The 13,721-nt window shown below is 43.5% G+C and carries 13 protein-coding genes; 8 read left to right on the top strand and 5 right to left on the bottom strand.

Annotation, left to right across the window (positions count from 1 at the left end; genetic code table 11):
* Positions 1 to 157: 157 nt before the first annotated feature.
* From QUB66_RS16235 to QUB66_RS16215, 5 genes are all read left to right on the top strand, one after another.
* Positions 158 to 1,387, top strand: a complete 1,230-nt coding sequence (locus QUB66_RS16235; protein WP_265234001.1) for a glycosyltransferase family 4 protein — start codon at positions 158 to 160, stop codon at positions 1,385 to 1,387.
* Between the two features lie 60 nt (positions 1,388 to 1,447).
* Positions 1,448 to 2,530, top strand: a complete 1,083-nt coding sequence (locus tag QUB66_RS16230; protein ID WP_265234000.1) for an NAD-dependent epimerase/dehydratase family protein — start codon at positions 1,448 to 1,450, stop codon at positions 2,528 to 2,530.
* 75 nt (positions 2,531 to 2,605) lie between these two features.
* Entirely contained in the window at positions 2,606 to 3,451 is an 846-nt protein-coding gene (locus QUB66_RS16225) for a WecB/TagA/CpsF family glycosyltransferase (protein WP_265233999.1), read from the top strand.
* A gap of 365 nt (positions 3,452 to 3,816) precedes the next feature.
* Complete coding sequence (locus QUB66_RS16220) at positions 3,817 to 3,942, top strand: hypothetical protein (protein WP_332971254.1); 126 nt, start codon at positions 3,817 to 3,819, stop codon at positions 3,940 to 3,942.
* A gap of 37 nt (positions 3,943 to 3,979) precedes the next feature.
* Complete coding sequence (locus tag QUB66_RS16215) at positions 3,980 to 4,303, top strand: hypothetical protein (RefSeq protein WP_265233998.1); 324 nt, start codon at positions 3,980 to 3,982, stop codon at positions 4,301 to 4,303.
* A 441-nt stretch (positions 4,304 to 4,744) separates the two neighbouring features.
* Here QUB66_RS16215 and QUB66_RS16210 read toward each other — a convergent pair whose 3' ends face one another.
* The 5 genes from QUB66_RS16210 to QUB66_RS16190 all read right to left on the bottom strand — a co-directional run bounded on the left by QUB66_RS16210 (position 4,745) and on the right by QUB66_RS16190 (position 9,662).
* Positions 4,745 to 5,620 (bottom strand): class I SAM-dependent methyltransferase, encoded by an 876-nt coding sequence (locus QUB66_RS16210; RefSeq protein WP_265233997.1) that lies wholly within the window; start codon positions 5,618 to 5,620, stop codon positions 4,745 to 4,747.
* A gap of 463 nt (positions 5,621 to 6,083) precedes the next feature.
* The gene (locus QUB66_RS16205; protein ID WP_265233996.1) at positions 6,084 to 7,052 is read right to left on the bottom strand and encodes a DUF362 domain-containing protein; all 969 of its coding nucleotides are present in this window, start codon (positions 7,050 to 7,052) and stop codon (positions 6,084 to 6,086) included.
* 280 nt (positions 7,053 to 7,332) lie between these two features.
* Positions 7,333 to 7,659 (bottom strand): hypothetical protein, encoded by a 327-nt coding sequence (locus QUB66_RS16200; RefSeq protein ID WP_265233995.1) that lies wholly within the window; start codon positions 7,657 to 7,659, stop codon positions 7,333 to 7,335.
* Between the two features lie 172 nt (positions 7,660 to 7,831).
* A complete protein-coding gene (locus QUB66_RS16195; RefSeq protein WP_332968722.1) occupies positions 7,832 to 9,256 on the bottom strand; it encodes an aspartate ammonia-lyase in 1,425 nt (474 codons plus the stop codon).
* Between the two features lie 283 nt (positions 9,257 to 9,539).
* Positions 9,540 to 9,662 (bottom strand): hypothetical protein, encoded by a 123-nt coding sequence (locus tag QUB66_RS16190; RefSeq protein WP_265233993.1) that lies wholly within the window; start codon positions 9,660 to 9,662, stop codon positions 9,540 to 9,542.
* 576 nt (positions 9,663 to 10,238) lie between these two features.
* Here QUB66_RS16190 and QUB66_RS16185 point away from each other — a divergent pair.
* The 3 genes from QUB66_RS16185 to QUB66_RS16175 all read left to right on the top strand — a co-directional run bounded on the left by QUB66_RS16185 (position 10,239) and on the right by QUB66_RS16175 (position 13,209).
* Entirely contained in the window at positions 10,239 to 10,691 is a 453-nt protein-coding gene (locus tag QUB66_RS16185) for a hypothetical protein (RefSeq protein ID WP_332968720.1), read from the top strand.
* A 111-nt stretch (positions 10,692 to 10,802) separates the two neighbouring features.
* Positions 10,803 to 11,087 carry a peptidase gene (locus QUB66_RS16180; RefSeq protein ID WP_265233991.1) on the top strand — a complete coding sequence of 95 codons (285 nt, stop codon included), beginning with the start codon at positions 10,803 to 10,805 and terminating at the stop codon, positions 11,085 to 11,087.
* Between the two features lie 241 nt (positions 11,088 to 11,328).
* Complete coding sequence (locus QUB66_RS16175; RefSeq protein WP_265233990.1) at positions 11,329 to 13,209, top strand: helicase-associated domain-containing protein; 1,881 nt, start codon at positions 11,329 to 11,331, stop codon at positions 13,207 to 13,209.
* Positions 13,210 to 13,721: the final 512 nt, after the last annotated feature.

Raw genomic sequence — 13,721 nt, 5'->3', positions numbered from 1 at the left:
AGTTATTAGTTATTGGTTATTGGTTATTGGTTACCAATAACTTCCCGATTCTATCTACAATGCCCGATGCTCAATGCCCAATGCCAAATTCCCAATGCCCAATGCCCAATTCCCGATGCCCGATGCCCGATTACTAATTACTAATTACCAATTACTGATGAAAATTTTATTATCTGCCTTTGCTTGCGAACCAAATCTGGGATCTGAAGAGGGAGTAGGATGGAATACTGTGATCCAATCTGCTAAACATCACGAAAGTTGGGTATTTACTCGGACGTTTTGTCGATCGTACATTGAAGCAGAACTAGAACGCAATCCAGTCCCAAACCTGCACTTTGTTTATTTTGATCCGTTTGGGTGGAGCGAAGATTGGAAGGGAAAACAGGGATTGCTGCAACTTCACTATTATTTGTGGCAAATCTGGGCTTATTTTATCGCTCGAAAGCTCGATCGCGAAATCGGTTTTGACATAGTACACCACGTAACTTATGTTAAACATTGGTCTCCAAGTTTCCTAGCGCTGTTACCACATCCTTTTATTTGGGGGCCTGTCGGGGGCGCAGAGGCAGCACCAAAGCCTTTTTGGCAAGATTTTAGTCGCCGGGGCAAAATTTACGAAACGCTGCGAGCATTGGCTCAAAGCGTCGGAGAACGCGATCCGTTTGTGGGGCTGACGGCGCGCCGCAGTGCCGTCGCGCTAGCTACTACCGAAGAAACAGCAGCAAGACTGCGATTTCTCAAAGCAAAAAATGTGAAAATTTTCTCACAAGTCGGTTTATCGCAGCGGGAAATTGAGGAACTCGAAAAATTTCCAACTCCGCCGGATCTACCAATTAGATTTATTAGTGTTGGTCGTCTATTGCACTGGAAAGGGGTACATTTGGGACTCCGTGCATTTGCGGAGGCGAAGCTGGAACAATCGGAATATTGGATTGTCGGAGATGGTCCAGAAAGACAGCGTTTAGAAACTTTGGTGACAGAATTGGGACTGGGAAATAAAGTACATTTTTGGGGAGCTTTACCGCGCAATGAAACTCTTTCAAAAATGGGCGAATCTCACGTTCTTCTCCATCCGAGTTTGCATGACTCTGGCGGTTTTGTCTGCACGGAAATGATGGGGGTTGGCCGTCCGACGATTTGTTTGGATTTGGGTGGCCCAGCTACTCAAGTAACTGCTGAAACTGGCATTAAAGTCGAGGCTACTGATCCGGAAAGTGCAGTAAAAGGTCTAACAGAAGCTATAGTGTATTTAGCACAGGATCGTGAATTGCGATCGCGCTTGGGTCGTGCCGGTCAAAAGCGTGTCAGGGAAATCTATGATTGGGATTTTAAGGGTAATTTTTTTGCCGGATTGTGCGAAAATGTATTTCAAGGAAAATCAGGATAAATTCTGATTTTACCTAGATCTCGCAAAACAAAGAAAACTATATTTTTTAGGCGGTGAAATGTGAGCGTTGCAATCATTACTGGAGCGGCGGGTTTAATTGGGTCTGAGGCTTGTAAGTTCTTTGCCAAACAAGGTTTCGACATAGTTGGTATCGACAACAATATGCGCCAGTTTTTTTTTGGTGCTGATGGTTCTACTAATTGGAACCGCCAACAACTAGAAAAATCACTGGGAACAAAGTATTACCATTTAGATGTGGACATTCGCGACTATGAAGCGATTACCAATATCTTTCAGCGGTACGGCGAGTCGATCGAGTTAGTAATTCACACAGCAGCCCAACCCAGTCACGATTGGGCTTCCCGTGCTCCGAAAATAGACTTTACCGTCAACGCTAACGGTACTCTCAATCTTTTAGAAGTAACTCGCTTGTACTGTCCCAAAGCCGTTTTCATTTTCACTTCTACTAACAAAGTATACGGCGATACGCCCAACAGATTACCTTTAGTTGAATTAGAACATAGGTGGGAAATTGAACCCGGTCACACTTACGAAAACGGCATTCGGGAAGATATGTCAATTGACCAGTGTCTGCACAGTTTGTTTGGTGCTTCCAAAGTAGCCGCTGACATTTTAGTTCAAGAATACGGCCGTTATTTTAATATGAACACGGCTTGTTTTCGCGGTGGCTGTCTGACTGGGCCCAATCATTCTGGAGCTCAATTGCACGGATTCCTCGCCTACTTGATGAAGTGTGCTGTAACAGGAACGCCATACACCGTGTTTGGCTACAAAGGCAAGCAAGTCCGCGACAACATTCACAGTGCTGATTTAATTTCGGCATTTTATGAATATTATAAAGCTCCCAGAAGCGCGCAAGTCTATAATACAGGAGGAGGCCGCTACAGCAACTGTTCGATGTTAGAAGCCATCCAGATGTGCGAGGCAATTGCGGAACGCAAATTTAATTGGACTTATGCTGAAGGGAATCGCATTGGCGATCATATTTGGTGGATTAGCGACAATTCAAAATTCGCCAGTCACTATCCTGACTGGAAAATGAAATATAATGTTAAACAAATCCTACGGGAGATTTATGAATGTAACCGCGAGCGGTGGCTGAAAGAAGGGGCGCAGAATTGAGCTGGACAAAAAAAATGTCCGGGCAATTGTGGTACACGATTGAATACAATGTTAAACCAATCCCACAGGAGGTTTATGACTGTAACGGCAAGTGTTGGCTTAGAGAGGTGTTCCATGATTGATTTAGGGAAAAAGAATGTACTCGGCATCTTAGTAAATGCCCTTAATTATGAAGCTGCTGTCAACAAAATTATGGCGGCAGCCAGCACCAGAACACCACTTTCTGTTTCGGCTCTAGCAGTTCATGGGGTAATGACTGGGGTGCTTGATAGCACTCACCGCTATCGGATCAATCACATTGACTTAGTATTGCCAGATGGTCAACCCGTAAGATGGGCATTAAATTGGCTCTATAATACGGGATTGCCCGATCGAGTTGGCGGGCCAAATGCAATGTTACAAATCTGCGAACGTGCGGCCGAAGAAGGATTATCTATCTATTTGTACGGCTCTAAAGCTTCTGTACTGGAGGCTTTATCTCGCAATCTCTGCCAGCGTTATCCCAAGTTAATTATTGCGGGAACTCAGCCTTCTAAATTTAGGCACGTTTCGCCGGAAGAGAAACAGGAAATTGCCCAGCAAATTCGCAACAGCGGTGCAGCAATTACTTTTGTGGGTTTGGGGTGTCCGCGACAAGAAGTCTGGGCTTACGAATACCGGGACGACTTATCGATGCCACTGATTGCTGTAGGTGCAGCCTACGATTTTCATGCGGGAAATTTGGCTAAATCTCCTGAGTTTTTATCTAAGATAGGTTTGGAATGGTTGTTTCGGCTGGTGAAGGAGCCCCGGCGCCTCTGGCAGCGGTATGTTTTGTTGAATCCGCTTTATATCTGGCTGTTTTTGTTGCAAGCTTTCAAACTCAAAGAGTTCGACCCCAAAGACGCTACGCCACCTGTAGAAGAAGTGTTGTATGGTTGAAATTTCTCTCTTCTGTTGTAAATAGTCAGTTTTGACAAATAAAAAGCCACAAGCCAAAAGTAGAAATAATAATTAATTATTTTGACTGGCGACTTTAAACTTGTGACGATTTAAATCACGAATTAATGGGTTGTTTTCTGTAACTTCAGTTTTGCTTGTTTTGTAAATTACTATCTACGTTACTGAGGAAGTATCAACCGTCCTTGTTGGATCATTTGGAGGACTTGGGTTCGACAGCCCGTGCAGTCGCAGCCTAATTTTATGGTGGCGAGGTTCCGATTTTATCAGAGTTGATTTGTGGCAGCGAGGATTGGCTTTCGTCTTGATTTATATCTAAATTTGCTGCGATTTCGCGATTGAACTCAATGCTGCGATTTTGGGAAATTGGGGTGCTAGCATTGGCGGGATTTACTGCTAAGAGCATTAAGGCTACAGAACCGGAGCAGCCCAGCAAAGTTAGTAGGTTTTTGTTGACGATTACTCTCCAGTAAACAAGAAGAATTTTATTTTAACAGATCGATCGACAGATTGGATGCGATCGCCCCAGACAGCGCAACATTAGCCAATCCCCAAGCAGACGGCATCGCTATTTTATCCCTGACACCAAACGTTTTGCCAGATCAGGTGGAGACAAAAATGAGTTTGTCACCCGACTGGTTAGAATTGCTGTTAGACCGGATAGTTGTCAAAAAATCAGAACCAGTCGCAGGAGATTTGAGAACAGAGGGCGGAAATGCGATCGAGTCTTCAACCTTGATCGCGATCGACTTAAAAAATGCACCGACATCTAATAATTCTCCATCACCTCAAGCATTGGCTTTAAAAGGATTCCGCCCTCGCTGGCTGCCCTAAATAAAATCTTTTACAGGACTTACGCAAGAGGTCTAGGGATAGGGGCGATTCCTGAAGAGGGATTGTTCCTACTTTCACACCGTATGTAGAGGTAGTGCGTCAGGGGAGCATCTCAGTTTTGCTTGAATAGTGCGAGTTCATATAGCTTTATGGAAGCTTTGCTATGCAGGGAAACTCGAACCAAGGCAAAAAAGACTTCATTCAGTTGACAGTTGACAGTTGAGGGCGGCCTCTACCTGGAAGGAAGAGGATTGGAGTAATGAATAGTCTACTTTTAATTTCTCCCTACAAGGGAGAGGCTTTAGCCCAATTTTTTCTGGTAATTGTCGAAGTGAGATGCACCCTGCGTAAGTCCTGTCTTAGGTAATGCGAAGCCTTGATGCTGAAATTCTCAAGTTACTAAGAAATTCTCAAAGCTTTATTTCCCTTCCTTCGCTCTTACTAGGGCTTTTTTACAACAATTCTGACTGAATCGTATTTTTTGTGGTCGGGAGCAAGAAATGTTTTCAGTAGTAACTTCCAAGATTGGAATTTACTGTTTTCTTTGGGCTTAGCAATCCCCTTTAATTCCATTGAATTGAACAAATTCAAGATTTTTCTTTCATCATCAATCCAACCGTTGGTAAATAAGCGATAGTAGCCATTAAACTCAGTAGAAATCACCTCAAATCCCACCTGTTTACAGATAGCGCGCAAACTGTCGGGTGTGAAGAAATACAAATGCCTGGGCACATCTAGGTGGAGCCATGCAATCCCTGATGCTTTTAGCGCCATACACGAGTTATTTGGTACTTCCATCACCAATTTGCCACCGTCCACGAGCAAGTCCATAGTATTGCGGAGTGCCAGTAAAGGATCTAGGGTATGTTCCAGTACGTGGTTCATAATAATTATGTCGTACTTTCTCGACGTGATTTCCGGGGGCAAAGATTCAGCAGTGCCATAATATACATCAAGATTTCGTTCCTTGGCGAAAAACAAAGCTTGTCTATCTGGTTCTACTCCCCAGACCTTGTGACCATCTACTTTGAATTCTTCCAGCAGTTTGCCATTGGCGCAACCGATTTCTAATATCTCGTAAGAAGAAGTCCCGAAGTGCTGTTTCCACCATTGAGTTGTGACATCTACTCCCCTATCGAAACGCCAAGCTAGGTGGGTGCGCAATTTATCGAAGAAGGAAATAGAAGAGGCAGATTTTGAGTCGGTAAAGTCTGTATGGTGAGTATAGTAATCGTCGATGTCGTAGAAGCTTTCGATTTGCTTAAGTTCTGGTAGAGGATTAAGGCATCCAAGTTGTGATTTTTGACACCAGTACAATTGAAATGACTCTTTATTTGTTGGTCTTCGCCAATCACCCGGGATCAATAACCAGGGTTTCATACTCTGTCCCGATATAGGACAAACGACGGTAGGACTTAAGGAATTCTGAGTTTGCATTGTAGTTCTCCTTATTTCGGTACTTGATGACTGATCACCAGTGAAGTTGAAGCTTAAATCCTGGCATCAATTATCGTCGTTGAAAATTGTGTATCGTAATACACATTAGATGAGTAGCCTAAAATTATTAGGCTTCAGAAACACATTGCTCCGGGATAGTTTTGAGCTTAACATCTTATTTAAGATAACTCATTTAAGATGTAAGATGAATAGTTCGGACAGTTTTCAATCAGGAATCAGCGTAGAATAGGGTTTCAGGTTCCTTAGAAGCTAAAATTTAAACTGTAGAATGCGGGTTTCAGGCGCTACCCAAAAAATGTCCCGATCGTTGCAACTTGCTTTGTCACTTTTTACAGAAAAACACATACATTCCGTTATTTTCTTTAATGAAGCGGATATACAAATTTTTGAAAGTAGACTTGATCACGCGGGGCATCCCAAAGTCAATGGGCATCATACTTTCGGGCAACTTCCAATCCAAAACTTTGAGAGTTTCCGGGTGCAACAGCGGAAAATCGATCGCCTCCAAATTCGAGCACAGCCGCAATTTGATCGCCGCAGCTACAGTCGGAACCAGCGCCGGATCGACATTAATAATTTCCACTAAAGTTCGATCCAAAGCAAACACATCACTCGACGCGCCCAAAATTCCTAAAAACTTAGGTTCGCCGCCGCTGGGCCCGTTACCTTCGTGACCGATTATACCGTCTAAAATCGTCAGATTTGGGTTAATTGTTCGGGCCGTTTCTACCAGCATTTGACCGAATCTGGCGCTATCTTTGCCGGCTTCCATGTGCCACCAAGCCTTCATTTTCCCCGGTACGCAGCCGAACAAGTTTTTTACGCCCATTGTCACGGTTAATTGAACGTGAGATTTGAGTTTGGGCAAGTTAATCACGACATCTGCTTCCATTGCTTCTTTGCAAAGTCGGAGATGATTGAACTCTTGGCTGACTGTTTCGTAGCGTTTTCCTTGAAACTCCACTACTGGCAAATTGAGTTCTGCCAACAGTGGTAAATAACCGTTGGCTTTGGCTACACCCATCGCGCTACCAAAAGCTGGACTGTCTCCTAAAAACGGTTTTCCGCCCGCTTCAATGACCATTTTAGCCACGCAGTAAACTAATTCTGGCCGGGTGACGCATTCTTTGGTAGGGCGAGCACCTGTCAGAAGATTGGGTTTGAGTAAAACCCGATCGCCCGATTTGACAAAAGCCGACATTCCGCCCAAGGGTGCGAGCAAATTTTCTAAAGATTTTAGTAGATTTTGGCGATCGTATGAATTGGCACGAATTAAACTAACAGCAGACATAATGGGTAATGGGTAATGGGCATTGGGCATTGGGCATTGGGCATTGGGCATTGGGCATTGGGCATTGGAAGGAGAAATGGATTATTGATGTTTTTTCGTTTCGTGATTACCCATTACCAATTACCCATTACCTATTAAGCTGTTCTACGTTTAAATTGTACATCAAAAATTAATAAAGATATTGTGAAATGGGCAGGCGAACCCGTTCCAAATATCCAATTTAAATGCTAAACAGCTTACCAATTACCCATGACCAATTACCAATTACCATCAACTAAGTTCAAGTATTCATCGGCAATCTACCAACAGCAGCCCGCTGCATGGTACTAACTCGCTGCGAGTTAGAGAATATTCCTTGGCCTTGCAGTTCAGGGATAGCAGGTTTAACTTCCACTTTCACCAACCTGGCAGTGCAGATAAAAACCGTTTGATCGACTAAATGAAAAGTCAACCAAGGTTGATTTAATAAATTCAGCACTTCCTCTTGAAATTCTTGTGCAGGCATCGGGATAGTAAAGGTTTCCGTGTGACCTTCCACATAATGAAATGTCACTTGAGTGGTGTTCTCTTTATCTTGAGTTAATTTGCCAAAAGAACCTGCGCGCATAAATTTTGCTCCCAAACTTTAGACTATAAAAAAATTCAGAATTAAATGTAAGAGATTGAATTCTGAATTCTTTAACTGTAACCTGTGACAGCCGTTAAGCAGAACTCAGAAGGCAGAATGCAAAATTAAATCGAGTTCAGCCTTCTAGTTTCTAGCTGATTCCTGCGAGATCCTATACGTTAGCAGAAGATGTTGGCATCGCACTCATTTTCTCTAAATCTAGAACTGTTGCCAAGTCTTCTGCATTCATTAAACCGCGTTCTAGCACAATTTGCCGCAAAGATTTGCCGGTTTCGAGAGATTCTTTGGCGACGGCGGCAGCGTTGAGATAGCCGATGTGAGTGTTGAGGGCGGTAACGAGGGCGAGACTGCCTTCTGCGTAGGCGAGACATCGATCGCCCTTTGCTTCAATTTTTTCGAGACATTTGGTTGTCAGGGCGCTGATGGTGTTGCCTAAAATTTCGATGCTGTGAATCAGATTGTAGGCGATTAAGGGCATCATCACGTTCAATTCCAATTGTCCAGCTTGGGCGGCAAGGGCGATCGCGCTATCGTAACCCATAACTTGAAAACACACAATCGAAGTCATTTCTGCCATCACAGGATTGTATTTTCCCGGCATAATTGACGAACCAGGTTGCACCGGAGGCAGTTGAATTTCCTTAAAACCCGTTTTCGGGCCGGAGTCCATCAAACGCAAGTCATGGGACATTTTAACGCAATCCTGAGCGAGATTTCGCAGTGCGCCGGAGACATTAACAAACGGTGCCATACTCTGCATCGCTGCCATTAAATGCGGTGCTGGTTTTAGGGGGTGGTCGATTAATTCTGAGAGAATTTCAGCAACTTTTTGAGAGTATTCAGGGTGAGTATTTAACCCTGTTCCTGCGGCACTTCCCCCCAGTCCCAGGGATGTCAAATCATCGGATGCCCTGTCAATTCTCAAGGTATGTTCTCTGAGAATTTGCGCCCAAGCGCCGAAGGTGTCGCCGAGTCGAACCGGCACAGCATCTTGCATATGAGTGCGGCCGGATTTAACAATATTTTTGAATTCTTCTGCTTTGTTTTCTAGGGCGACTACGGCATCCGACAAAGCCGGAAACAAAGTATTTTCTAACGCCAACAATCCGCCGATCCGAATCGCAGTCGGAATCACATCATTGGTAGATTGACCGTAGTTTACATGATCGTTGGGACTGACGCGCTTGTAGTTGCCTTTTTCATCGCCCATAATTTCCAAAGCGCGATTGGAAAGAACTTCATTAATATTCATGTGGTGAGAAGTTCCCGCGCCTGCTTGGTAAACATCAACTACAAATTGATCGCGCAAATTTCCTGCTAAAACTTCATCAGCAGCTTGGATCAGTGCTTGGCTGATATCTTCAGGAATGCAGCCGAGTTTACCGTTGACTATCGCCGCAGCTTTTTTAATTAAAACGCAAGCATCGACGTAAGTTGATAAAGGTTTGATACCGCTAATTGGAAAATTTTCAACGGCGCGCAGAGTTTGAATGCCGTAGTAAACGGTAGATGGGATTTGTTTGTCTCCCATTGAGTCGCTTTCGGTGCGATAGGTAATGGCTGGCTGTTGCGTCATATCGTTTGGTTTGTGATAATTAGGAAGTGTACAATTTTTTTGTAACAGCGTGTTCTGGGTGTTTTTACTTTACCGCACTCGCTGGCGACTGTACAGTAGCATAAATTGCGATCGCCCAAAATTATCCCACATCCTAGGGTTTAATCTCAAATCTCGAAACTCAAATCAAGTCTGGGGCGAGGGCGAGGGCGAAAAAGCCGTTGACAGAAAGCTAAAATTTATCTGCAAGGGCGATCGCACGCAGACAGGAATGCTTAGCTATAATCGTACAAGTAAATCCATTTCATACTAAGAGTGAAACTCCCATGAACAAACCAGCAAAAACTTTCAAACAGCTAAATAATTTGATAATCGGCTTAAGTGCCTCTGCAATTTTTCCAGCTTCAGTCAAGGCTATGTCCAGCATTTTCCCCTCCACAGCAATCCGGGAACAATCGGCAATTTTAATGGTTCAGTGACAGCAGCAGATTAAGTTTAAAAGAGGTGCTAGCTCAGTCGAAGTAAAAGGAGGAGTAGCGCGCGGCAAAGTCATAATTTATTTGATTGGTGTCAAACAAAGTTAAAGGATGAATCTTGAAATTCAATCAGTCGAAGCAAATGCTGTTTTTAATGCGATCGATCCGAATACAAACGCCTTAACTGAAGGAGCAAAAACTTGGTCGGAATAATTGCCCCAGACGGGAAAATATCAGATAGTCGTCGGTACAGAACGAGGCGGTGCGAGTTACACTTTGTCAGTTTCGATACACTAACATTTCGACGTTTCCTTTAGATTGTTAAATCCTGTCAGCGATCACATTACCTTCATTCCCGAAACTCGGTTTCTGTAACTCCCGCGCCGTCTCGAAGATGACAGCGCTAGCAGCGCGATCCTTTTGGGCTGGCTGCTAACTGCGATTAATTGCAAAAATTGCCGTTTGAGCGATCGATCTGCTGGTTTTGTGACACAATAGATTGTAGTCTTAATTTTTTAGGAGTTTTCATGGCTCGTTTCAATCCAATCCTTATCCTCAGTGCCGTCACCCTTGTAGCTTTGGCTGGTTGCGGCGACAAAGAAGCATCCACTCCGTCAACCCCACCTTCAGCGGTTCCCCCTGCTACGACTACGACTACTACTACTACCACCGGATCTGAGAAACCAGTATCTACTGCTAGCTATCCAGAGTTAATGAGTGTAGTTACTAATACCAAAGCAGCAGTTGACACTGGTGATTTCGTTAAAGCTAAAACCGAATTTGACAAGTTTGAAACTTCCTGGAAGAAAGTCGAAGATGGCATCAAAGCTAAGGAACCTAAAAGCTACGATACCGTTGAAGAAACTACAGAAAAAGTAACAAACGAACTCAAAAAAGCCAAGCCCAGCAAAGACCTAGTGCTGGTTGAATTGCAGTCGCTAGAAAAGACCATCGCTAGCATTCCTAAGTCCAAAATGTAAGTGCTAATTTGAGTGTTTGTTTCTAGTGCGGCGTTCGCCGTAATTGCTCAGAAACAAACACTCAATGCTACCTCATTATATAAGCTGAGTATTTCTAAATTTTCAACCGTTATGAAAAAAGCATTTCGCAAGTACCATCGCATTCTAGCTATAATTGTTTTTTTACCAATTACCCTCACTGTGTTGACTGGAATGGCTACAACAGTTGTCAAAGAGTGGCCGATTAGCACAGGAATTTCATCGAGATTATTGTTGAAAATTCATACAGGTGAAATTTTTCACCTGCAAGCAATTTACCCGATTTTAAACGGATTGGGAATGCTCGGCTTGCTGGTGACAGGTTTAAGTATGTCGGGTTTGTTTGCTAGAAGAAAGCAGCCAACCTCCAACGATTAAAAGTAAAGATGTAAAAAACTTACGAAGGACTTGATGACGACTCTTGAACCAGGTAATTTTAGGGTGAGAAATATTCCCTTAAAAATCCAAACAAATAACCTATGCAGAGTTCCGGTTCATCGTACCGTAACTGTTGAACCAAAATTCTGAATCTTGTAACAAAAATTCAAGTTTCGCATCCCATAAAGTTGTTATAATTGGGTTGCAATTTTTTTTTGAAGCGGGCGCATCGCCAAAAATTATGCCGCGTTACCCAAGTATAGATAACCTTCTTAGCCTCCAACAGGCACTGGAAGCAATAATTGTTGACGATTTAAAAAAGCTCAAAGCATTATTACCCGATTCTCGTAAATTAACCCGTAAAGCGGATCTTGTTGATGGAATTAGATCGCAATTGCTGGGAGATAACCTTCGGAAACTGTGGACGCAATTAGACGATCTCCAAAAAGCGGCTGTAGCTGAAGTTATACATGGGGAGGATGGCTATTATTTTCCTGAAATATTTAGGGCGAAATACGGAGAATCACCAAATTTTGGAACAATCGATCGCTATGGAACTAACAGAGAACCATCACTGCTATGCTTGTTTATTTATGGCAGCAAGATTCCTTACGATTTAGAAAAATCATTGCTAAAATTTGTGCCAAAGCCGAAAAAAACGACCTTGGATCATAGTGGTGAAACATTAAAAAATCATGTTAAACTCAGCGTCCGAAAATACAACTATAGTACAGGGGAAAAAGATACAGAAGAATACGATATTCCCTTGGCTTCTTGTGAAACACAGTTGGCAGCCACAAAGGATTTAGCTGCTGTTTTGCGTTTGATTCAGTCGGGGAAAGTTGCTGTTAGCGTGAGAACTGGTTTAGCTAGTGCTGCAAGTGTAAAAGCGATCGCCTCTATATTGCAAGGCGGTGATTTTTATAATGAGGAACAGCGTCAAATTACCCTAGCGCAGGATAGCGACTATGATGATGAAGTATTCGCTGAAGTCGGTAGCATTAAGCCCTTTGCTTGGATAATGATAGCGCAAGGGAGCAAGTTCGCGGAACGATCGGGCAAAAAGCTAGTTTTGACAAAAGCGGGACTGAAAGCCTTACAAGAATCACCCGCCAAAGGTTTACAAACAGCATGGAAGCGCTGGTTAAAGACCAAAATCTTTGATGAATTTCGCCGCATTGATGCGATCAAAGGACAAACTGGCCGGGGTGCAAATGGGATGACGGATGTGGCGTGGCGCAGAGATGCGATCGTCTCTGTGCTCGCAGAATGTCCTGTCGGTAAGTGGATTCTATTTTATGATTTTAGTAAATATCTAGTCGCAACAGGTCATAGATTTGAGGTAACAGAGGAACCGTACTGTTTATATATTGGTGAAGCTGGGTATGGAAACTTATCAGAATTGGGTGGCCATAGTTGGTCGATTCTGGAAGAACGATATATGCGGTGTTTTTTGTTTGAGTATGCTGCTACTTTGGGAATCATTGATGTTGCATATGTCGATCCTGCGCTCATACCAAGCGATTATGACAATCTTTGGGGAACGGACTATATGGAATTCCTCAGTCGTTATGATGGCTTAGTATATTTTCGCTTGACGAGTTTGGGGGCTTACTGTTTGGAGTTGACGGATAAGTATACTCCGCCAGTAATTGAGATCCGTCAAACGCTGCGGGTATTACCGAATCTTGAAATTATTGCGGCGGGAGATGGTGTGGAGACATCTGATGCGATCGTCCTAGATATCTATACTAAGAAAGTGTCGGATGTTGTGTGGCGTCTGGATCGCCCAAAAATCTTCGCAGCCATTGAAAACGGATATCCATTAACTGAGTTTACAGAGTTTTTGGACGCCAGGAGTATTGAACCGCTACCGCAAACTGTGCAACAATTTTTAACTGATGTTATGGAGCGATCGAATAGCGTGCAAGATATAGGTAGTGTCAGGTTGATCGAATGTACTACCGCCCATTTAGCATTGCTGATTGCGAATGATTCCCGTACTAAAAAGTTCTGTCAGTTGGCGGGCGATCGCACTTTAGCGGTTCCATTGGGCCAGGAAACTAAATTTCGCACCGCCCTGCGCCAAATAGGTTATGTTTTGCCTCAGAGTGATAAATAAGCTGTTGTGGCATTAGAATTGGATGTTTGGGGCGGGAGTATCTCATTTTTCCATTTATAGTGCTGTCCCCGCTCGCGAGTATTATACACCTCGCGAGCGGGGACGCTCGCACTCAAAGAAAAAATATTTTTTTGCAAAAATGAGATGCTCCCCTTGGGGCGGACAAGATGCCCACTCCACAAGAATTTTAAGAGATAGTATTTGTAGGGTGCGTCATATTCTTTCCGGTTACATCGGAATTATACAGTGCGAGCGTCCCCGCTCGCGCTCGCGACTCGCGAGCGGGGACGCTCTAGGAAAATTATTATTCCGATGCAAATGGAAAGGATATCACTGACGATAAATCCATAAATGCGATCGACAATCTCGATCGCGACGCACCTTTGACATAGACTGGATAAAATAAACCAAACATTTCTCTTCCTTCTTCCCTCTTCCCTCTTCCTTCTTCCTTTTTCCCTCTTCCTTCTTCCTTCTTCCTTCTTCCTTCTTCCTTCTTCCTTCTTCCTTCT

The organism is Microcoleus sp. A2-C3, assembly GCF_036706065.1.
Taxonomy (GTDB): domain Bacteria; phylum Cyanobacteriota; class Cyanobacteriia; order Cyanobacteriales; family Microcoleaceae; genus Microcoleus.
This window is presented reverse-complemented; position numbering and strand designations above follow the sequence as displayed.